At 42.4% G+C, this 20,111-nt stretch carries 17 protein-coding genes; 6 read left to right on the top strand and 11 right to left on the bottom strand.

Annotation, left to right across the window (positions count from 1 at the left end; all coding sequences use genetic code 11):
- Positions 1 to 152: 152 nt before the first annotated feature.
- Complete coding sequence (gene secA, locus CDG62_RS05675; protein ID WP_087527957.1) at positions 153 to 2,876, bottom strand: preprotein translocase subunit SecA; 2,724 nt, start codon at positions 2,874 to 2,876, stop codon at positions 153 to 155.
- A gap of 215 nt (positions 2,877 to 3,091) precedes the next feature.
- Positions 3,092 to 3,349 carry a hypothetical protein gene (locus tag CDG62_RS19590; protein WP_228254424.1) on the bottom strand — a complete coding sequence of 86 codons (258 nt, stop codon included), beginning with the start codon at positions 3,347 to 3,349 and terminating at the stop codon, positions 3,092 to 3,094.
- A 512-nt stretch (positions 3,350 to 3,861) separates the two neighbouring features.
- On the opposite strand from CDG62_RS19590, the gene CDG62_RS05665 reads away from it, so the two are divergent.
- The 3 genes from CDG62_RS05665 (at position 3,862) to CDG62_RS05655 (ending at position 6,207) form a co-directional block, all read left to right on the top strand.
- A complete protein-coding gene (locus CDG62_RS05665) occupies positions 3,862 to 4,503 on the top strand; it encodes a peroxiredoxin (protein ID WP_087527958.1) in 642 nt (213 codons plus the stop codon).
- Between the two features lie 307 nt (positions 4,504 to 4,810).
- Positions 4,811 to 5,635 (top strand): MBL fold metallo-hydrolase, encoded by an 825-nt coding sequence (locus tag CDG62_RS05660; RefSeq protein WP_087527959.1) that lies wholly within the window; start codon positions 4,811 to 4,813, stop codon positions 5,633 to 5,635.
- The gene (locus tag CDG62_RS05655; protein ID WP_087527960.1) at positions 5,632 to 6,207 is read left to right on the top strand and encodes a dual specificity protein phosphatase family protein; all 576 of its coding nucleotides are present in this window, start codon (positions 5,632 to 5,634) and stop codon (positions 6,205 to 6,207) included. Before CDG62_RS05660 ends, CDG62_RS05655 begins: the two co-directional genes overlap by 4 nt.
- Before the next feature lie 26 nt (positions 6,208 to 6,233).
- Here the strand turns inward: CDG62_RS05655 and CDG62_RS05650 are convergent, their stop codons facing one another.
- The 4 genes from CDG62_RS05650 to trpA are packed head-to-tail and all read right to left on the bottom strand — an operon-like array spanning position 6,234 to position 10,214.
- On the bottom strand, positions 6,234 to 7,247 hold the full coding sequence (locus CDG62_RS05650; RefSeq protein ID WP_416232134.1) for an SPOR domain-containing protein: 1,014 nt from the start codon (positions 7,245 to 7,247) through the stop codon (positions 6,234 to 6,236).
- Positions 7,238 to 8,521 (bottom strand): bifunctional tetrahydrofolate synthase/dihydrofolate synthase, encoded by a 1,284-nt coding sequence (folC, locus tag CDG62_RS05645; protein WP_087527962.1) that lies wholly within the window; start codon positions 8,519 to 8,521, stop codon positions 7,238 to 7,240. The genes CDG62_RS05650 and folC overlap by 10 nt, the downstream gene beginning before the upstream one ends.
- Positions 8,518 to 9,414 (bottom strand): acetyl-CoA carboxylase, carboxyltransferase subunit beta, encoded by an 897-nt coding sequence (gene accD, locus CDG62_RS05640; protein WP_087527963.1) that lies wholly within the window; start codon positions 9,412 to 9,414, stop codon positions 8,518 to 8,520. The genes folC and accD overlap by 4 nt, the downstream gene beginning before the upstream one ends.
- Entirely contained in the window at positions 9,411 to 10,214 is an 804-nt protein-coding gene (gene trpA / locus CDG62_RS05635; RefSeq protein ID WP_087527964.1) for a tryptophan synthase subunit alpha, read from the bottom strand. Before trpA ends, accD begins: the two co-directional genes overlap by 4 nt.
- A 372-nt stretch (positions 10,215 to 10,586) precedes the next feature.
- On the opposite strand from trpA, the gene CDG62_RS05630 reads away from it, so the two are divergent.
- Entirely contained in the window at positions 10,587 to 11,918 is a 1,332-nt protein-coding gene (locus CDG62_RS05630; RefSeq protein WP_087527965.1) for a Na+/H+ antiporter NhaC family protein, read from the top strand.
- Between the two features lie 51 nt (positions 11,919 to 11,969).
- On the opposite strand, the gene CDG62_RS05625 is transcribed toward CDG62_RS05630, so the two are convergent.
- The gene (locus CDG62_RS05625; protein ID WP_087527966.1) at positions 11,970 to 12,992 is read right to left on the bottom strand and encodes an AraC family transcriptional regulator; all 1,023 of its coding nucleotides are present in this window, start codon (positions 12,990 to 12,992) and stop codon (positions 11,970 to 11,972) included.
- 135 nt (positions 12,993 to 13,127) lie between these two features.
- Between CDG62_RS05625 and CDG62_RS05620 the strand changes: the two genes are divergently transcribed.
- Both CDG62_RS05620 and CDG62_RS05615 read left to right on the top strand, forming a co-directional pair.
- Entirely contained in the window at positions 13,128 to 14,003 is an 876-nt protein-coding gene (locus CDG62_RS05620) for a metal-dependent hydrolase (protein ID WP_087527967.1), read from the top strand.
- 113 nt (positions 14,004 to 14,116) lie between these two features.
- Complete coding sequence (locus CDG62_RS05615; protein WP_171405704.1) at positions 14,117 to 15,949, top strand: DUF3413 domain-containing protein; 1,833 nt, start codon at positions 14,117 to 14,119, stop codon at positions 15,947 to 15,949.
- 47 nt (positions 15,950 to 15,996) lie between these two features.
- On the opposite strand, the gene CDG62_RS05610 is transcribed toward CDG62_RS05615, so the two are convergent.
- The 4 genes from CDG62_RS05610 to CDG62_RS05595 all read right to left on the bottom strand — a co-directional run bounded on the left by CDG62_RS05610 (position 15,997) and on the right by CDG62_RS05595 (position 20,060).
- Entirely contained in the window at positions 15,997 to 16,989 is a 993-nt protein-coding gene (locus CDG62_RS05610; RefSeq protein ID WP_087527969.1) for a DUF2804 domain-containing protein, read from the bottom strand.
- A gap of 172 nt (positions 16,990 to 17,161) precedes the next feature.
- Positions 17,162 to 17,674 (bottom strand): DUF1543 domain-containing protein, encoded by a 513-nt coding sequence (locus CDG62_RS05605; protein ID WP_087527970.1) that lies wholly within the window; start codon positions 17,672 to 17,674, stop codon positions 17,162 to 17,164.
- Positions 17,675 to 18,205: 531 nt separating this feature from the next.
- Positions 18,206 to 19,435 carry a tryptophan synthase subunit beta gene (gene trpB / locus CDG62_RS05600; protein ID WP_087527971.1) on the bottom strand — a complete coding sequence of 410 codons (1,230 nt, stop codon included), beginning with the start codon at positions 19,433 to 19,435 and terminating at the stop codon, positions 18,206 to 18,208.
- Positions 19,419 to 20,060, bottom strand: a complete 642-nt coding sequence (locus CDG62_RS05595; protein WP_087527972.1) for a phosphoribosylanthranilate isomerase — start codon at positions 20,058 to 20,060, stop codon at positions 19,419 to 19,421. Before CDG62_RS05595 ends, trpB begins: the two co-directional genes overlap by 17 nt.
- Positions 20,061 to 20,111: the final 51 nt, after the last annotated feature.

The raw sequence follows: 20,111 nt of genomic DNA, 5'->3' as shown, positions 1-20,111 counted from the left end.
AATAGCATTTAATGACTAAGACTGCAATTGCTATTCACATTCTGCAACGCTTTAGCTGGCATCATAAGCAATATGTAATTTAGCTCAATGAGAATTTTTTAGCCATTCCAATAAAAAGCAGAACCAAAGTTCTGCTTTTTATTACGCCATGTTTAGATTTTACCGTGACATTGTTTGTATTTCAGACCTGAACCACATGGGCAAGGCGCATTACGACTCGCAGGTGCAGCAAATGCTTCTACTGGTTCGTACTGTGCATCTACTTCTGCAAAGTGGTTTTGATCATCGGCCAACAAACCATCAAAGTCTGCATGCGACAAATTCAATTGCATCGCTTCAGCTTGAGCTTGCTTCTGTGCTTCCATTTCAGCTAGCTCTTCAGCCGTTGGTACATGCACACGAGACAAGTCAGTTACAACGTCTGATTTGATAATCGCCAACATATTTACAAATAAGTTGTACGCTTCTTTTTTGTACTCTTGCTCAGGATTTTTCTGTGCATAACCACGCAAGTGAATACCCTGACGTAAATAATCCATTGCCGCCAAGTGATCTTTCCAATGACGATCCAGCGAGTTCAACATGAAGTGACGCTCCAGCATAACTGCTGTTTCATCCCCCATTTGCTCACGGCGACTACGGTAGCGCTGTACCACTTCATCAGTAATACGCTCAACCAAAGACTCCTCATCTAAACGACGGTCATCTTCCAACCATTGATTGATTGGCAAATCAATCGCAAGGTCTTCACGTAAGGCTTTTTCAAGCCCATCAATATCCCATTGATCATGAATTGACTCAGGTGGGATATAGTTAGAAATCACGCCTTTCATCACATCACGTTGCATTTCTTCGATGTAATCTTGCAATGTGCTTTCAGCTAAAACTTCATCACGTTGTGAGTAAATAATTTTACGCTGTTCGTTGTTGACGTCATCGTATTTTAATAAGTTCTTACGAATATCGAAGTTACGTGCTTCAACTTTACGCTGCGCATTTTCAATCGAACGTGACACCATCTTATGCTCAATCGCTTCGTCTTCTTGTAAGCCCATCGCACGCATCATGCCCACAACACGGTCACCGGCAAAGATACGCATCAAGTCATCTTCAAGAGACAAATAGAAACGCGACACACCAGGGTCACCCTGACGACCTGCACGACCACGAAGCTGGTTATCAATACGACGCGATTCGTGACGCTCAGAACCAATGATGTGTAAGCCACCAGAGCTTAATACCATTTCATGGCTTTGTTCCCATTCGGCTTTTAAGCGCGCTTCATCTTCAGGGGTTGGGTTTTCAATTTTTGCCAGTAAAGCTTTCCAGTTACCACCAAGCAAAATGTCTGTACCACGACCTGCCATGTTGGTTGCGATGGTCACTGCACGCGGTGCACCCGCTTGCGCAATAATATCCGCTTCACGTTCGTGTTGTTTCGCGTTCAACACTTCATGCTGAATGCCTGCTTCTTTCAATTTATCCGACAGAATCTCAGAAGCTTCAATCGTTGCAGTACCAATCAAAATTGGGGCTACACCAGACTCATGCACGCGTTGAATTTCTTGAATAATCGCATTGTATTTACCATTACGATTTAAATAGATTAAATCGTTTTGGTCGAGACGAATCATAGGACGGTGTGTCGGAATGATCACTACATCTAGACCATAAATTTCTTTCATTTCCGCAGCTTCAGTATCGGCAGTACCGGTCATACCCGAAAGCTTTTTGTATAGGCGGAAATAGTTCTGGAAAGTTGTGGTTGCGAGCGTTTGGTTTTCAGGCTGAATTTCCAAGCCTTCTTTTGCTTCAACTGCTTGGTGTAAACCTTCAGACCAGCGACGACCAGGCATGGTACGTCCTGTGTTTTCATCGACAATGATCACTTCACCATCATTGATGATGTAGTGCACATTGCGTTGATATAAGTAATGTGCACGAATGGCAGCAGTCACATGGTGAACCAAGTTCAGGTTGGTCGATGAATATAGACTTTCACCTTCAGCCAACAAGCCCATCTCAATCAGTTCATTTTCAACCGTTTCAAAACCAACCTCAGTCATTTCAACAGAACGTTGTTTTTCATCGATCCAGAAGTGACCACCATCCGCGACTTTTTCTTCTTTCTGCGCATGCAGTTTAGGTGGAATGCTATTGATTGCAGTATACAACTGGGAAGAGTCATCACTTTGACCCGAAATGATCAACGGCGTACGTGCTTCATCAATTAAGATCGAATCGACTTCATCAATGATGGCATAGACCAAACCACGTTGTTTTTTCTCAGCAAGCGAGAACACCATGTTGTCACGTAGATAGTCAAAGCCAAATTCGTTGTTGGTACCGTAGGTAATATCAGCACGATAGGCTTCAGCTTTCTCTGTTGGATCTTGCATGGAATAGATAATCCCGATGCTTAAACCTAAAAATTCAAAGAGCGGACGGTTTAATTCAGCATCACGCTGTGCCAAGTAGTCATTCACGGTAATGACGTGAACACCTTGAGCACTAATCGCATTTAAATAACACGCCAAGGTACCCATCAGGGTTTTACCTTCACCTGTACGCATCTCTGCAATTTTACCTTCGTGTAAGGTAATACCACCGATCAACTGTACGTCATAGTGACGCATGCCCATCACACGCTTAGCTGCTTCACGGCAGACAGCAAATGCTTCTGGGAGTAATTTATCGAGGCTTTCGCCCTTGTTATAGCGTTGTTTAAATTCTTCAGTTTTTGCAGATAAGTCTGCATCGCCAAGAGCGGATATCGTCGGCTCGAGCGCATTAATCTTGTCTACGATTTTACGCATGCGTTTGAGTTCGCGCTCATTTTTGGTACCGAAGATTCCTCCGATCAGACTTGCCAACATGAATAGACTCTCTAAATCTTGCTTGTCAAATGAATATGTTTTCTTAGTCGTTATTATGGTGCTAGAAATTTGAAGTACAAGGGCTTTACACAAAACCATTTAAAAAATCTATTCATTGTTTCTAGCCCGTCGAATCTAAGGCAAACTAATGTAACAAATTTTAAACAGCCGACATAGAGATTTCATCCGAACTCATCAGGATTCAACGGTCTTTTTTAAAGTAGCGACTTTAATTGTTTGCAGTTGTTCAAGGTTTTGCTTTCATGCGCTGGATTTTGCCGCAGCGAACCTTTCACTCCGTTGTTGGACTGACTTGGATTCATGCTCTGTAGAAAATCTAAAAGCTGCTCATCATTGACTCGCATCGCAGTGAGAATTGGAACGAGCTGTACGCAGGTAATATTGTAGACATTACTCGCATTCGTAGTCTGACCTTGAGCTAACTCTCGGTCGAGAGCCTGAGACAGTGCCACGTCCCGCTGTGTAAGGCTCTTTTAAGACGCTAAATATTGGTCTGTAATTTGTTGTGGCGTTTGACGAGCAGTACTCACTTGGGCTTGTTTTAATTACCCGCTATTCTGCGCATGAGTTGAAGCGAACCCACACAGCAACAAAGTCAGGGCGATACCTATTTTTTTCATTGTTGGAATGCTCAAGTTTTTATACTTTGTGGAATTGCTTTAAAAAACAACTATAAATCAATCATGAAAAGAATTATAGCCAATTATAAACCGATCCTATGAGCGATCAATTCTATAAAGCAATACACTGAAAAGTCTCGTCTAAATACCGTTCCAAATATGCAAATAAGTGGTCTCTAGAGCAAAAAATGAGATCATCTTTGACATACCCAAATACAGAACACCTATCCGACTAATTATGAATATTTTGTATAAATAAATAATAAAACACTATTTTTCATGCAAAAGAAATTGCGCCATAGTGATGTTCATCCCATAGACATAAAGATAATTTGAGGTTCAACATGAGTTTACGTTTAGGCGACATCGCACCCAACTTTCAACAGGCTTCGAGCGAAGGCGAAATCGATTTTTATCAATTTTTAGGCGATAGCTGGGGAGTACTGTTTTCACATCCTGCTGACTACACGCCAGTATGTACCACCGAGCTTGGCTTTACCGCAAAACTCAAAGAGGAATTTGAAAAACGTGGGGTAAAAGCCATTGCCCTCTCGGTTGATGATGTCGAGTCACATTATGGTTGGATTAAAGACATCAATGAAACGCAAAATACTACCGTGAACTTCCCGATCATTGCCGACCAAGACCGAAAAGTATCTGAGCTATATGGTTTTATCCATCCCAATGCCAGTGAAACATTAACGGTTCGCTCTTTGGTCATTATCGACCCAAACAAAAAAGTCCGTTTGATTATCACCTATCCTGCATCAACAGGTCGTAATTTCCATGAAATCTTACGCGTGATTGACTCATTGCAACTGACCGATCATCACAAAGTTGCAACCCCAGCAAACTGGCAACAGGGCGATGATGTGGTGATTGTACCATCACTCAAAGATGAAGCGGAGATCGCTCAGCGCTTTCCGAAAGGCTATAAGGCGGTGACTCCATATTTACGCCTGACTCCACAGCCTGAGCAAGGATAAAATACTCTGCTCTTGCACTAGACAAGCGAAGCCCGAAGTTTTGACCGAGCAGACCGATTGAAAACAAAAATGGGCACTAAACTGCAAGCAATCCAAAGAGGAAACTAACCCATAAAAATACGTTCTGAGTTACCGTGTATGATCGCTTCAAACTCCAATGACGAGCCGAGTTTGAACTTTTTAAAGCCTGTCAATCGACAGGCTTTTTCCGCTTAAAGCAGGCACACATGACTCTTTAACAAAATCAAACTGTTAAAACTCCAATCTTCCGCTATAACAGTCCAAACAACACGATAAAAATGACTTTATGATATATAACATTCACCATTTACATTGTGGCACTATGTGTCCAGTTTGTGCTCCGCTCTTTGGCCAAAAAGGTTTTCAAGCCAAGGTGGTGTGTCATTGTCTTTTGGTTGAAACAGATCAAGGGCTGGTGCTGATTGATACGGGCTTAGGCATACAAGACTATCTACACACCAAACAGCGTTTGGGGCAGTTAGTGGCTCGGATTGGAAAAATTGAACAAAACTTAGAATTAACTGCAATTGCACAAATCCAAAAACTTGGCTTTAACCCGAAAGATGTTAAACATATTTTGGTTTCACATCTGGATTTTGACCATGCAGGTGGCATTTCTGACTTTCCCAACGCAACGGTGCATATCCTGTCTAACGAATATAATGCTGCACAAAACCTGAAATCATTAAAAAATAAAGCGCGTTATAAAACACAACAATTTCAGCAGCATCGCCATTGGCACTTTATTGAGCCGATCCACGGTGACGCATGGTTTAATTTGACTCAAGTGCAAGGGTTTGACTTATTTCATAATGAGATTCTTTTGATTCCGCTGTTTGGGCATACTGAAGGTCACTGTGGCATTGCCATTAAAACCCAACAGGGTTGGAAACTCTTCTGCGGGGATGCCTACTACTCTCACTTAGAACTCAACCCTCAAAACAAACTTCGCAGCTTAAATGCCTTGGAAGTATTTTTTGCCGAAGATAATTCACAGCGTTTAAGCAACCTGCATAAAATTCAACAATTGGCACAGTCTGAACCCAGTATCGAAATCTTTTGTGCGCATGACCCTGTTGAACTCTCATACCATCAGAGCCTGATCCTATGACCAAATACCTTGTTATGCTTTCTCTGTGTGTCAGTATTTCTGGCTGTATGACTACACCTGCGCTGCCAGAGACAGAGCGCCCACAACACTGGGGACAGTCGATCCAACCTGCACATAACTTCTATCAAATCAGCGAAACTGTTTTTCGGAGTGAGCAACCCGATCAAGATTTAGTTCCAAGTTTAAAAGCACAGCAAATTGACGTTATTATTAATTTACGCTCGCGCAATCAAGACCTAAAAAAACTGTCCAACCAAGGGTTTGAACTGGTGCATATCCCAATTCATACATGGGCGATTGACCGAGAAGACCTGTTAAAGGTGATGCAGCAAATTCAACATGCAGAGCAAAATCAGCAAAAAGTTTTGCTGCATTGCTACCATGGTTCAGACCGTACAGGCGCCAGTGTGGCTATGTACCGCATTATTTTTCAAAACTGGTCTACCGCTGATGCCTTGGCTGAGATGAAACATGGGGGTTATGGTTTTCATCCGATTTGGCAAAATATTGAGCCTTTATTTAGCCCTGAAAATATAAAATGGATTCAACAGCAACTGTTGAATCCATTTTAGTGAAGGCAATTGGGTTAAACCCAATCTTATCGTTTGTCGAGTGGCACCCAGTCAATCACCCATGCTGACTTCATGCCAAGGCTTGCATCTGAAGTGATCTTCTTACGGGCTGCATCGGCAGTATCACGGTCTTTAGATGGCCCCACCATAATCCGCACGCCTTTAGAGGTTGGACTTTTAGTGACCTTATAGCCCTTCGCACGAAGCTTAGCAGCCAGTGCATCCGCATTGGCTTCATTGGCAGCCAATGCCACTTGTACCATCCATTGCTTATCGCCATGTTCAAGCAAATCACGCGCTTTTTCAGCTTCCGCCTTTTTCTTGGCTTCATCAGCTTTACGCTTTTCATCTGCCTTACGTTTGTCTTCCGCTTTTTTCTCAGCATCTGCTTTACGTTCGGCTTCTTTTTTCGCTTCAGCTTTACGCTCGTCTTCTGCTTTACGTTTAGCCTCTGCTTCTCGCTTAGCTTTATCTTCAAGTGCTTGCTTTTCTGCTAAGGCTTTTTGCTCAGCCAGTTTTTTTGCAGCCGCTGCTTTTTCAGCATCAGTACGTGCTTGTAGCTTTTGCTGTTCCAACTTCTTTACTTCAGCCGCTTTGTCCGCAGCAATTCGCTGTTGCTTGGCTTTTTCATCTTCAACCAATTCTGGTGGAATATTGTCTGAGCTTTGCTGTGCCGCATTACGGTGTGCATTCAACGCAGCATATTCTTCTGCTGCTTTACGTGCAGCATCTGCTTCGGCTTGCTGTTGCATTGCCAAAAATTCGGCCGCACGAGCTTCTTGTTCAGCAACCGATTTTTCACGTGCTACACGTTGTTGTTCCAGTAAACGCTTTTCTGTTTCAACATCAACCGTTAACGGCTGAAGTTGAACCAACTCACCTTCGGCATTGCGTTGCACAGATTGTGTCGCAAGCTCTGGTGTTTTAATATTATTTTGATGTATTTCTTCTTTGCCTTTGAGCAATAATGCCGCCAAAAGGACACCACCACCTAATAAAACAACGCCACCCATCCAGCGTTGTTTGTTATTCATTGACATTCTTCCAAATACTCCCATACCGCTTCTAAGGTATGAAATGAACCGCATACCAAAATCAGCTGATTATTCTTTGTTTCGTCGAGCGCTGATTTAAAAGCCAATTTCACACTGTCAAAGTGCTGCACATGTTGCCCTTGCAGCGTTTGATCCAATTGTTCAATAGGTGCTGCACGCGGAACCGTTAATGCCGCAATTTTCCACATTTGTATGGAGTCTTTCAATAACTCTGTGACAGATTTCACATCTTTATCTGCCAACATCGAGAAAACACTGACTACTTCAGTGTACTGTTTATTGTATTTTAGGAAATTTCGCAATTGATTTAATAAAAAAGCAACACCATGCGGGTTATGCCCTGCATCAAAAACCACCGTTTTGTTCTGTATTTGGCGAATTTCAAAACGACCTTGCAGTTTTGCGTTTTGAATTCCTTCGGAAATAGCTGTTTGAGTAACCGTTAAACCACTCAATAAAACAGCAGCAACAGCTGTTGAAATATTCTCAACCGCCAATGTGCCGAGCGGTAAATTTAGAGTGGTGCCACTAGATGCAAACATCCACGACTGACCATGCTCACTAAGTTGATAAAAATAGTCACGATTCACTGCATAAAGTTTTGCAGCGCATGCATCCGCTTTTTCGATAATTGCTTGAGGAATGTGTTGTAAGCCGCCAAACACCACAGGAATATTTGGACGGATGATGCCTGCCTTTTCAAAGGCAATCTTTTCAATGGTATCGCCCAGCCAGTCAGTATGGTCTAAACCAATATTGGTGATCACCGCAACATCGGGCTCTATCACATTAACCACATCTAAACGACCGCCTAGACCCACTTCAAGCACCCAAACATCACAGGCTTGGTCTTTAAAAATGACAAAAGCCGCGAGTGTCGTTGCCTCAAAGAACGAGAGGCTTAAATCACAATCACGGCGCGCTTGATCCACTTGCACAAAAGCATCGACCAAGTTTTGGTCATCAACCTCTACCCCACGCAATTTAACCCGTTCATTAAAACGGTAAATGTGTGGTGACTGATACAGTCCCACCTTATAGCCTTGCGCATTTAAAATGGCAGCTAATGTGGTGGTGGTCGAACCCTTTCCATTGGTTCCCGCTACAGTTAAAACTTTAGCATCGGGACGTGTCACACCGAGCTTTTCAGCTACTGGAATGACCCGTTCCAACCCTAAATCAATCCCCGTAACGTGAACATGGCCCCAATAATCGAGCCATGTTGCTAAAGAGTCTGTTGCAAGTGGTGCTGTGTTCAAGACAAATTCATCAGTTTCGCGACAATACGATAAACTGTATCACGTAATGCGTGACGGTGAACAATTTGATCGATTACACCGTGATCAAGCAAGTATTCCGCACGTTGGAACGGCTCTTCTAGCTTTTCACGCACAGTTTGTTCAATGACACGTTTACCAGCGAAACCAATCATCGCTTTCGGCTCTGCAATATGTACATCACCGAGCATTGCTAAAGATGCAGTTACACCACCATAAACAGGATGCGTTAACACCACTAAATATGGCAGACCCGCGTCTTTCATTTTTTGGATGGCTGCTGATGTACGCGCCATTTGCATCAAAGATAACATGCCTTCTTGCATACGTGCACCGCCTGAAGCAGCAAAGCAAATCAGAGGTTGCTTGTCCGCAATGGCTTTTTCAGCCGCTTGTACAAAACGGTCACCAACAACCGTACCCATTGACCCACCCATGAAGTCAAATTCAAAGGCACAGGCAATCATCGGAACATCTTTCAATATGCCTTGCATCACCACCAAAGCTTCGGTTTCACCCGTTTTGGTCTGCGCTTCAGTCATACGCGCTGGATATGGCTTTGAGTCGACAAATTTTAGTGGATCTTTGGCTTTAAATTCTTGTCCCAATTCTGTTTGTACTTGGTCAAAGAACCAATTCAAACGATCACGGGCTTTCATACGCAAATGTTCATCACACTGAGGGCAAACATAAGCGTTAAATGACATTGCAGTACGTGTAACAAGTGCATGGCACTCAGGGCATTCGATCGTTGGTTCTGTAAACGTCGCCTTGAGAGAGGTTTGCTCATCAGGTACTTGAATACCGGGTACACCACGTTCAGTCCATGGCGTCGATGGGCTTAGGATTTTCCCTGATTTAACATCTTGACTCATACTAACTCATCGAGCGCTGCTCGAAGCTCCTTGACTTTATTAACCGTTTCAACCACGGCTTGTTCTGGTGCTAAGCTTGCAAATTGCTTAACAAAAGCACTACCAACAATCACAGCATCAGCCACTCCGCCCATTGCTTTGGCAGATGTCGCATCACTGATCCCAAAACCAACACCGACAGGAATATCTGTTTCTGCTTTAATTTTCGCAATTCGGTTTGCAGCTTCAGCAACGTCTAAAGTTGCTGCACCTGTGACCCCTTTTAAAGACACGTAATAGATGAAACCACTCGCCTGTTTCACCACATGTTTAATGCGTTCGTCCGTCGAGGTTGGCGCTAGTAAAAAGATTTGATCCATATTAAATTGCTTCAATACAACATCAAGTTCTGCTGCTTCTTCTGGCGGTAAGTCCACCAGTAGAATGCCATCGACACCACATGCATGCGCAGTCGATACAAACTTTTCATAACCAATCACTTCAACTGGATTCAGATAGCCCATCAATACGACTGGAGTCTCTTGATCCTTTTGACGGAACTCTTTGACCATATTCAAAGCATCTAAGGTATTGGTGCCACCTGCCAATGCGCGTTCTGCTGCAAGGGCAATCACAGGACCATCAGCCATAGGGTCTGAAAATGGAAGACCGAGTTCAATCACATCTACACCCGCCTCGACCATCTGATGTAACAAAGGAACTGTTACCTGTGGATGAGGGTCACCAGCCATAACATAAGAAACCAAAGCTTTACGCTGTTGAGATTTAAGCTGTCCAAAACGAGTGGCTAAACGTGACATAGGGTTGTGCTTTCCTTAACTTGTTTAAAATTAAAACTACTGAGGAGTTGGCTTTGTAAAAATACAAGACGCTGCATTGTAACGCTATTTTTTACTCATTGAATAGAGCACATCGCGTTCGCGTTCCAATTCATTTTTCGTCAAATATTTTCAGAACAACCGTAAAGCACCATTTACTGATATTTCGGTATTTTTCTCAATGATCAAAGATGCCTAATTTTAGGAAATACCAAAATGTCTAAGTTTTAGATAAACTTATTTTTATTTGAAAAAAAATGATAAAAATAGATGGCTTAGCTTTTACATTTAAAATTTTATGAAATAGCAAAACCTGCATTATACTACGCACATTCTTTCATTTCCCTATCTCCTATGACCACCGATAACTCAGGTTTAGTGCAAGCACGTGCGCTTGCGCTGTTACCGCTTATTGTTTTTTTAGCCATTTTCTTAGGCAGTGGTATTTACCATTCTTTTATTGGAACCGAATTTGCGTTCTATCAAATGAAAGCCCCTGTTGCGGCCATTCCTGCCATTATTTTGGCGGTATTGATTTATCGCGGTAAGCTAAATCAAGGCATCGAAATCTTTCTGCGCGGTGCAAGCCACCCGAACCTCATCTTGATGTTCATGGTATTCATGCTGGCAGGCGCATTTGCCAGTACCACCAGTGCCATTGGTAGTGTAGATGCTACAGTGCAAATGGGCTTGTCTGCGATTCCACCTGCCTTTGTGCTGCCCATGCTATTTATTATTTCAGCGTTTATTGCAACAGCAATGGGCACCTCGATGGGCACGATTGCAGCCTGTGCACCCATTGCCTTTGGTTTCTCTCAAGCCACTGATATTGCTGCGGTCTATGCCATAGGTGCGGTCGTGGGCGGTGCAATGTTTGGTGATAACCTGTCGATGATTTCGGATACCACCATTGCAGCCACCACCAGTCAAAAAGTTCAACTTCGAGACAAGTTTCGCGTCAATGTCTGGATTGCAGTTCCTGCGGCTTTAGTCACAGTCTCGATTTATTTCTTTAGTATTCACCAAACCGAAACCATTCAGTCGAAAGGTTTTAACCCTTGGCTGGTGTTGCCCTATGTAGTGGTTTTTTTCCTCGCTTTCAGTCGTTTACATGTGCTTGCAGTACTTACAGTCGGCGTAGTGCTCTCAGGAGTAATGGGACTAATTACACAGCCAGAATTTACGGTCATTCAACTCAACACAACCATCTACGATGGTTTTGTCGGTATGTTTGAAGTCGCGTTACTGTCAATGTTCTTGGGTGGTCTTTCGAGTATTATGCAAAAAGAAGGTGGACTCGACTGGCTTATTCAGCGTATTTACAGCCTAACCCGTTTATTTAAAGTCGGTCGCGAGCGTGCAGGTGAAATCGGATTGAGCTTTTTAGTGGTGTTTTCCAACATTTTTGTAGCCAATAACACTGTAGCAATTATTTTATCGGGAGATATGGCACGTGAAGTCGCGAAAGAATATGGCGTAGACCCAAAACGTGCAGCCGCTTTGCTTGACATCTTTTCATGTGTGGTACAAGGACTGATTCCCTATGGCGCACAACTTCTATTGGCCTGCTCGATTGCAAAGCTTTCTCCTGTCGAACTCATCGGCAGCATTTACTACTGTTGGATACTGGCGATTTTTGCCATTCTTGCGATTGCATTCCGTTTTCCACGACTGAAATCGGTCTGATCCTTTCATACATTTCAGCGCCTCGCCAAAGGCGCTTTTTTATTCCTGCTGTTATTTCAGTTGTCGTCTCAACTGTAATAAGGTCTGTCCACTATGCTGTTTATAAGCACGCGCTAAAGCAGACTGCCCCGAGTAGCCGAGTTGAAAGGCAATATCAGTCAAACTTAAATCTTGTTGAAGCAAATGCTCACACTGCTTCATACGCTCACATTCAAGCACTTGCTTAAATGAACTGCCTAAGTCTCGTAGCTGGCGCTGTAAGGTCCGCGTAGACAAATGTAGCTCACTTGCAATGTGCTCGATTTTAGGGGCTTCCGCATGTGCTTTAAGATAATCCGCCACGGCACTATGAATCTGTTGTAATACGCTCTCATAACGAGGCTTGAGGGCAATTGCAACCTCTGCTTGTTTCAGTAAAAGCTGCGTTAAGGAAGGATCAGCAAAGCCCGATTTTAAGCTCAAACTGTCTGCACTCATCACATAGGCATAGTAGGCTTGATTAAAGCTCACTTCACAACTATAAAACTTTTGATAATGATAGAGTGCCATCTGCGCGGAATGGGCCATTTGAATTTTTAAGAACTGTAATTGATCGGGGAAAATTTGCTTAGCCAAATGCACCATCGAGGCCATGGTCATTTCATTCAACATTGCATATTTTTCATGGTGGAACGGCCATGTCAGCCATATTTCATTGCCCTGCTGTTGCATGTGCATCGGTGTTACTTCCGCCCCATCAATCACCAAGCGGCTAAAGCGCATAACATACTGTAAGGCTTCAGCCACGCTATTACTTCTAGTCGCCATATAGCCTAGCACACCAAAGTGTTCAGGCCGAATCAGCTTAGCCATTTCCATGGTTAACTGTGGACAGTCCAACTCCGTTTGCGTGAGCTGTAAAATCGTATGAAAAAAAGAAAAAGGCGACTGAGTATCGATCGGCAGTCTGAGCACGTGTTCTAAGTTCACTTTATATGGATTTAAAACATCGAGATGATGAAAATCAATACCCTGCTGTATCAGGTACATATTCCAGAGCTGAAAATAACCATTGGGGATTTGTAATTCTTGCATGACCGCCTACCCGCTATTTGACATGCGACATTTTCATATTGGCGTAAAATGTATAAAAAATGGCAATATCTGTCAAAACAAACTGTATTTTCTCCGACATACTGCAATCATCCAAGGCAAATGAAGTAAAACAAAATGAATGCCATTGTTAGTGCCCCTATTGAACCAATTGTGCGAACCCAACTTAATTTTAAGCTCGATGAAGTGCCACGTTTTTGGTTTGGCGGCGACCCATTTCGGACGCGCATGTTCGATGCACTCAGCCTCACTTTTCCCGATGGCGAACGCTATTTTATTCAAAGCGTGCGTTTATTTCGCGATCAAATTACAGACCCTGACTTAGCGCAGCGCGTAACCGATTTTATTAAACAAGAGGCGCAACATGGCATTGCTCATGACAAAATGAATCAGGTCATGCGAGAACAAGGCATGCCTGTCGATCAGTTTATTCAGCGTTTAAATAAAATTTTTAAATTTGAGCTGAGTAAACGCTCACCTCAGTACAACATTGCGATGACTGCGGCAGCAGAGCATTTAACTGCACTGATGGCGGAGACTTTTTATAGCCAGAAAGCCACGCTGGCTGAGGCCCACCCGTATGTACGTGCTTTATTTGCATGGCATGCTATTGAAGAAATGGAACACCGTGATGTGGCGTTTGATGTCATGAAACAAGTTGGACATGTTCCAGAAGTAACCCGTCTATTTGCATTGGCCTTCACCACGGTCATGATGTTTGGGTTCACCACTTATCGTGCAGATGTCATGCTCAAACATGATGGCTTTAACCGTATTCAGCGCTTGCACATGATGCGTAAAGGGTTGCCATGGTTCTTTGGGAAAAAAGGGATACTGTCTCGGATGCGTGGTCAATATCTCGATTGGTTCAAGAAAGACTTTCATCCAAATCAACATCCTGTGATTGCGCAGTATGATGTTTGGATCGACACCTTAGCACAAAGTAAAGACCCAATTTTAGCAGGTGAAGCTTTTTGGCAAGCAGGGAAATAATTCAATAAGCGCAACAAATATACACTTTGGATGAGTTTAGGTATCATACGCCCATCTTAAAACATGGGCATATGAAGTTGAATTTGTATGTCCGATTACATCCGAAGTTAAAAATGTCGTTTAAATTCAAACTCCGCGTTCTTGGTTATCTGATCATGGTCAATGCAGTGATCTCGATGCTCATTGCTTGCAGATATTTCCTGTATTTATCTGAGTTTCCAACAGATTTATTGGGATTCAGTTTTTTATTTACTGGAACATTCTCGCACATGACTGTGCTTGCGTCCCTGATTGGCTTGATCTTAATTCCGAGCTTATTTCTGCCCAACACACTACGCCATATTACACAAGCAAGTATTGCTAGCTTGGCACTCATTGCACTGATCATAGATACTTTTGTTTATGCGCAATACCGTTTCCACATCAATACCGTCATGCTGGAACTGGTGATGTCAGGTCAGGTTGTGAGTTTCTCACTTTCAACATGGCTGATGGTCATTGCTGCCATTGCCTGTATTTTTACGGCACAATTTTACGTCATCCGACTCTTAGAGAGAAAATTACCCACTTTCTCTTGGAGCATTGGTAAAAAGTTTACTGGGTTAGTGTTTGTCGCTTTACTTTTAAGTAATGGTATCCACGTTTGGGCGGCAGCACATGTGTATCAGCCTGTGACCATGACACAACGTTATTTACCGATGTTTTATCCGATGACCTCAAATAAAACCATGAAAAAATATGGCTGGATTGATGAAGAAGCGTTAGAAAAGCAAAAAGCCATGTCTTTGGAACGTAAAAGTGACCTGAATTATCCACTAACGCCGATTGTTGGAGAAGCGCCAAAGCAACCCACCAATATTATGTTTATCGTGATTGATTCTTGGCGTGCAGACACATTTAATGCAGACAACTCACCAAACCTATGGAGTTATGCGCAGAACGGAAAGATTTTTAATCAACACTATTCAACTGGTAATGCCACGCGTACAGGTATTTTCGGGATGTTCTATGGTATTCCGGGTACTTACTGGCACGGCATGATTGTGAACCGCCAAAGTCCAGTATTTATTGATCGTTTGCAAGCGCTAGATTATCAACTCGGTTTATTTGCTGCAGCCAAATTAACCAACCCTGAATTCCATGAAACCGCGTTTTCAAAAGTGCCTAATTTACGTATCGGTTCTCTTGGTAAAACTCCTGGTGGTATAGATGAGGAATTAACGCGGGATTGGTTAAAGTGGTATGAAAAAAGAGATCGTAACAAACCGACCTTTTCATTTTTATTCTATGACTCACCACACGGATATAGCTTTCCTAAAGACTATCCACACCAGTACAAACCTATGCTGGATGAGGTTAATTATCTCAAGTTAAGTAATGATTCTGATCGTTCATTAATGATGAATCGTTATAAAACCAGTGTGCATTACGTCGACAGCATTGTGAAACAGGTTTTAGATAAACTCAAAGAAACAGGTGATGCAGAAAACACGTTGGTCATCATTACTGGCGACCATGGGCAAGAAGTGAATGATAACCTTCAAAACTTCTGGGGACATAATGGTAACTTTACCGACCCTCAAGTCAAAGTTCCCTTTGCAATCATTGGTCCGAAAATTCAAGCTAATAAACTATGGAATAACCAAGTTTTAACTAGCCATCAAGATATTGTTCCAACCCTCATGAAGAACTATTTGGGTGTGACCACAAAAATTCACGACTATTCAGTGGGTGAAGATTTGTTGGGACCACAAATTCAACGTGATTGGATCTTAGCATCTAGCTATAGTAAATATGGCATTGTTACCCCTAAAAACATCTTAGAAGTGGGGGCTGTTGGGCAGTTCGAAATCTTAGACAAAAAGAATCAGCCAATGTCAGATCAAGAGCCAAACTATGCTCATGTTCAAGCAGCATTGGAACAAATTAGTCGTTTTAATAAATAAAGGCAAAAGAAAAACCGGCATGATGCCGGTTTTTTATCACAGGTCTTTTACCACTTTGCATAGTGCTGTTCGAGCAGTCCATATTCATTTAGCAATACAATCTCTTGATCATCCTGCTGAATCGTACCGCTAATCTTGGCTTGCCACTGACTAAACTGGCTGCCCACAAGCCGTAAATTTAGATTTTCAAACCGACGCCAACCCGTAGTCACGGTTAAATGCAAACGCTCATCTAACGAACGAATCGTCCAGCGACCTTCTTCTTCCATCTGAAACAAAACATCACTCACTGTGTATAATTTTCCATTTATCCACAGACAGTTTTCATTGCCAAAACTTTCATTTACACCAGAAGCTAAATTGAGCCCAATGCGTCTGCCCTCAGCATCCCAAAAATTGCATGATAACCAAAACCAAGCTGTTTCAGGTCTAAGAAAACCACAGGTATCGTCTAAAGAAGCCAATGTCCGATCATTGAATTGGATTATCTGACCTGCTTTATTGGTAAAAAATCCTTCACAAGCCAAAGTTGTGAGTTTTTGTGTATAGGTCCAACCATTGATTCCTGTTGGGCTACACATACTAAGCGGTTCTGTACTGGCACAGAAAATACGTGCACTCAGTTTAATTTCACCATACTTGGTGACTTGAACATAGCGCACCCCATTGGCATGCTGAATTTCAATTTGGAAAGGTGAATTTGCAAACACGCTTTGATTATATAAAGGCTGTTCATCCAATACGGTTTTACGTGCTAAAAAGTTCACCGCATTCCATTCAAGCACTTCATTTTTAAGATGATCATAAATATAAACAAAACCATGTCCTGCCCAAGCAATATCGGCAATTGCAAGACCAATGGTATAGTGTTCATGTTGAATGCTACAAAACTTAAATTTTTTATATTTCAGTTTCTTACGCCATCCCGTAAGCACTTCACCATACGGAGTTTTATACTGATATTTATCTAAATCAATGGTTTTTGGAAGTTCACTAAACCGACCATAATGGGGTTGTCCATTGGACTGTATCAAATCCATTGATGCTCTATCCTTAAGCAAAAGTTAATTAATATCCGTATGCTTATTATGCCTATAATTTTGGCACTGAACAGCATTTAGTTTATTTTTTCATCAGCTTCTTATGAAAAGAAATCAGATTAACATTTTGATGTCTTTATGTTTTCATCCTAGCACTGAATAGGCACTCAGCTTAACTCAACATCAAATACGTATTTTCCCATACATTCTGTGCAAACTCAGCTTCAACCAACAGCACATAACATCCATGTATGCAATCAATCGCAATACAGTCATCGACGTCTAAAACACGATCTGTATGTTGCTTTTTCCACTTTTGATCAAAATGTAGTTTGCCAAGTTGTTTGGCTTCTACTGCATTGGGGGCAACAACGAGTACATAACGATGCAACTCCCCAAATTCACGTGTGTCATAGCCACCCAAATTTATAAGCCACAATTTTTCATCTGTGACTTGAGGCTGAGCATCACTAAACTGTATTTGGTATTTTTTCCCCGCACTTTCAACACCATTTAGCCGTGCCCAAGCATCTATATGTAAGCCTTTTTGTTCGCCAAACCATGCATGTTTAAGTTGCGGGTAACTGTCTTCTAAACTGTCAGCGACAGCAAACACAACATCATGGACTTCGGTATTGGCACGTGCATGACGACCACCTAGCATAACCATAAATAGGTTGGGCATTTTCTTTCCTCTATTCAATAGTTTCTCTTACATCACAAAATGATTCATCATTTACGAGGCAGAAAACATACTTTTTCTGCAAAAGTATTCAACTAAATGATACACGCCAAACTCATCAGCAACTGTTCGAGTCAGGCTAAAATTAAATAAATCATGTTTCTGCGAGGTATAAATCACATGATGATATTCGACGAGTTTTGCTGATGAATCATATTTTGGTTACTTTTTTAAAAGTAACGTGACGAACTCCTACAATGACATAAATAAACGGTAAGACTCCGCCATGATGCAAATAATAATTGATTGTTTAATTACATGATAATGCTATGCAAAGTAAGATATTTCCTACGCGAACCCATAACAATTCATCACTTAAAATGAGGGCGTACATTTATAAATTTTCCCTCTTTTAAGTGAGCTAAGCGATTTTCATTTAAAGTAAATAAAAATCGTGCTGAGCTTTCACCCAACACGATTCTTTAAATCTAATATTTAAAGCTTCCCCTCAATAGGAAGGCTTTAAAGAAGTCATTACATCTCAACCATTTCCACGCCATCAATACGTGCCACAGTCATCAAATCTTTATCCCCACGACCAGAAACCGTCGCAATGATAATTTGATCCTTAGACATGGTTGGCGCAAGTTTAGTGACATAAGCCATCGCATGAGAACTTTCCAAAGCAGGAATAATTCCTTCAATATGAGTCAAATCACGGAAACCTTGTAAAGCTTCATTGTCATTGATTGGCACATATTCAACACGATGCATATCTTTCAGGAAACTATGCTCAGGACCTACACCAGGATAATCCAAACCTGCTGAAATTGAATGCGTTTCAATGATTTGACCTTGTTCATCCGACATCAAATAAGTACGGTTACCATGTAAAACACCGACATGACCAGCACTCAATGGTGCAGAGTGTTTACCTGTTTCAATGCCATAACCCGCAGCTTCAACGCCGTACATTTTCACATCAGCATCGTTTAAGAATGGGTAGAACAAGCCCATTGCATTTGAACCGCCACCTACACATGCCACTAAAGCATCAGGTAAACGCCCTGCTTGCTCTTGAATTTGTTTACGCGCTTCACGGCCAATAATTGACTGGAAGTCACGAACTAACTGTGGATATGGGTGTGGGCCTGCAACCGTACCAATCACATAGTAAGTTGAATCGACATTGGTCACCCAGTCACGCATCGCTTCGTTCATGGCATCTTTCAATGTTTTTGAGCCACTTTCGACAGGCACAACAGTTGCACCAAGTAAACGCATACGGTAGACATTCATGGCCTGACGTTTTACGTCCTCTGCACCCATGAATACCACACATTCAAGGCCTAAACGCGCAGCGATGGTTGCCGTTGCGACACCATGCTGACCTGCACCCGTTTCAGCAATAATACGTTTTTTACCTGATAATTTTGCTAGTAAAGCCTGACCAATGGTGTTGTTCACTTTATGTGAACCCGTATGGTTGAGGTCTTCACGTTTTAAATAGATTTGTGCACCACCCAACTCTTTCGACCATCGCTCAGCATAATATAAAGGACTAGGACGACCTACATAGTAGGCGAGGTCACGGTCGAATTCTGCCAGAAACTGCTCATCATCTTTCATACGGAAATAGAGCTTTTCTAAGTCTTCTAATGCTGCCATTAGAGTTTCTGACACAAAACGTCCGCCATGGATACCGAAATGCCCACGTTCATCTGGGTATTGGGTATAGTCAATCACATTACTTTGCTGATCCACGATGGACTCCTTGCATGAAGTTTTCTATAAGTTGTTGGTCTTTTATACCTTTAGCGGATTCGACGCCTCCGCTGACATCTACAGCATAAGCCCCAGTCGTCTTTATAGCGTCTTCAACATTAGTGGGGGTTAAACCACCCGCTAAAATTAAAGGAATATCAAGCTTAGGGAATTGTGACCAGTCAAAACTGTGTCCTGTTCCCCCTTTGAGTTCAGGATGCCACGCATCTAAGAGCACTGCGCTTGCCCCTGCTTGTTGGAAACGTTGAACTTCTGCCACCACATCCAATTCAGGTTTGACTTGAATCGCTTTATACCAGCGTCTTCCTACTTGTGTCGCAATCACCTGACAGTCTTCTGGTGTTTCATCACCATGAAACTGGATGATATCCAGTGCCACTTGTTTTAACACATCCGCAATGTCATCCGCAGTGGCATTCACAAAAAGTCCAACAGTTTGCACATAGGCAGGCACATGTTGAATCAATTCTTGGGCTTGAACTACACTGACATGGCGTGGACTGGGCGGGAAAAATACAAAACCAATGGCATCTGCCCCTGCTTTGACCACAGCTTGAACATCTTGGCTACGGGTAATCCCACAAATTTTGGCACGGGTTCGCATAGGTTATAACTCTGGCTTAACCTTATTTATAGCTGATCTATAAATAACAGG

The sequence above is a fragment of the Acinetobacter sp. WCHA55 genome (assembly GCF_002165305.2).
Taxonomy (GTDB): domain Bacteria; phylum Pseudomonadota; class Gammaproteobacteria; order Pseudomonadales; family Moraxellaceae; genus Acinetobacter.
Note: the sequence above shows the minus strand (reverse complement) of the source record. Positions and strands in the feature narration are given on the sequence as shown.

Coding starts and splice junctions, on each gene's coding strand:
- secA (WP_087527957.1), bottom strand. CDS start 2,876: ATGTTGGCAAGTCTGATCGGAGGAATCTTCGGTACCAAAAATGAGCGC.
- CDG62_RS05665 (WP_087527958.1), top strand. CDS start 3,862: ATGAGTTTACGTTTAGGCGACATCGCACCCAACTTTCAACAGGCTTCG.
- CDG62_RS05660 (WP_087527959.1), top strand. CDS start 4,811: ATGATATATAACATTCACCATTTACATTGTGGCACTATGTGTCCAGTT.
- CDG62_RS05655 (WP_087527960.1), top strand. CDS start 5,632: ATGACCAAATACCTTGTTATGCTTTCTCTGTGTGTCAGTATTTCTGGC.
- CDG62_RS05650 (WP_416232134.1), bottom strand. CDS start 7,247: ATGTCAATGAATAACAAACAACGCTGGATGGGTGGCGTTGTTTTATTA.
- accD (WP_087527963.1), bottom strand. CDS start 9,414: ATGAGTCAAGATGTTAAATCAGGGAAAATCCTAAGCCCATCGACGCCA.
- trpA (WP_087527964.1), bottom strand. CDS start 10,214: ATGTCACGTTTAGCCACTCGTTTTGGACAGCTTAAATCTCAACAGCGT.
- CDG62_RS05630 (WP_087527965.1), top strand. CDS start 10,587: ATGACCACCGATAACTCAGGTTTAGTGCAAGCACGTGCGCTTGCGCTG.
- CDG62_RS05625 (WP_087527966.1), bottom strand. CDS start 12,992: ATGCAAGAATTACAAATCCCCAATGGTTATTTTCAGCTCTGGAATATG.
- CDG62_RS05620 (WP_087527967.1), top strand. CDS start 13,128: ATGAATGCCATTGTTAGTGCCCCTATTGAACCAATTGTGCGAACCCAA.
- CDG62_RS05615 (WP_171405704.1), top strand. CDS start 14,117: ATGTCGTTTAAATTCAAACTCCGCGTTCTTGGTTATCTGATCATGGTC.
- CDG62_RS05610 (WP_087527969.1), bottom strand. CDS start 16,989: ATGGATTTGATACAGTCCAATGGACAACCCCATTATGGTCGGTTTAGT.
- CDG62_RS05605 (WP_087527970.1), bottom strand. CDS start 17,674: ATGCCCAACCTATTTATGGTTATGCTAGGTGGTCGTCATGCACGTGCC.
- CDG62_RS05595 (WP_087527972.1), bottom strand. CDS start 20,060: ATGCGAACCCGTGCCAAAATTTGTGGGATTACCCGTAGCCAAGATGTT.